Source organism: Psychrobacter sp. 1U2, from assembly GCF_051847575.1.
The window spans coordinates 1-650 of the sequence record NZ_JBPYDC010001266.1; the positions used below are offsets into that span (position 1 = coordinate 1).

A 650-nucleotide genomic window follows, 5' to 3' on the forward strand; every position below is an offset into this window, starting at 1 on the left:
GTTATTTAACCGAAGGCTTGGGTTAGCATATTTAAATTTTACAAAACGACTGCTATTTCAAAATCTTAAACACGCTCAATCACGGTCGCGATACCTTGACCTAGACCGATACACATGGTTGCAAGGCCAAGCTCAGTGTCAGACTGCTCCATAGCGTTTAATAAGGTAACCGTGATACGAGCACCCGAACAGCCTAGTGGATGACCTAGAGCAATGGCACCGCCATTGATGTTGACGATGTCTTGCTTGTCAGTCAAGTTCAAGGCTTTAAGTACTGACAAGCCTTGCGCTGCAAAGGCTTCGTTTAGCTCGATGGTTTGCATATCATCGATGCTCATACCAGCGCGCTTCAGGGCTTTGTTCGTGGCAGGTACAGGTCCATAACCCATGATAGCGGCATCACAGCCAGCGACAGCCATGCTGCGAATACGGGCACGAGGCTTCAGACCTAAATCTTTGGCTTTTTGTGCGCTCATTACTAGCATTGCTGACGCACCATCTGACAAGGCTGATGAGGTCGCAGCCGTTACTGTACCGCCTTTAGGATCAAAGGCTGGACGTAGCTTTTGCATTTGCTCCATTGTCGCATCTGGACGAATCACTTCATCAACAGTACATAGTTGCAGACGACCAGCGGCATCATGACCTTC

At 48.5% G+C, this 650-nt stretch carries 1 protein-coding gene; it reads right to left on the bottom strand.

What is annotated here, in order from left to right:
• Positions 1-65 precede the first annotated feature (65 nt).
• Positions 66-650 (bottom strand): acetyl-CoA C-acyltransferase (locus ACS8FD_RS21565; protein ID WP_439277379.1); only part of this gene is annotated, 585 nt, incomplete at its 5' end.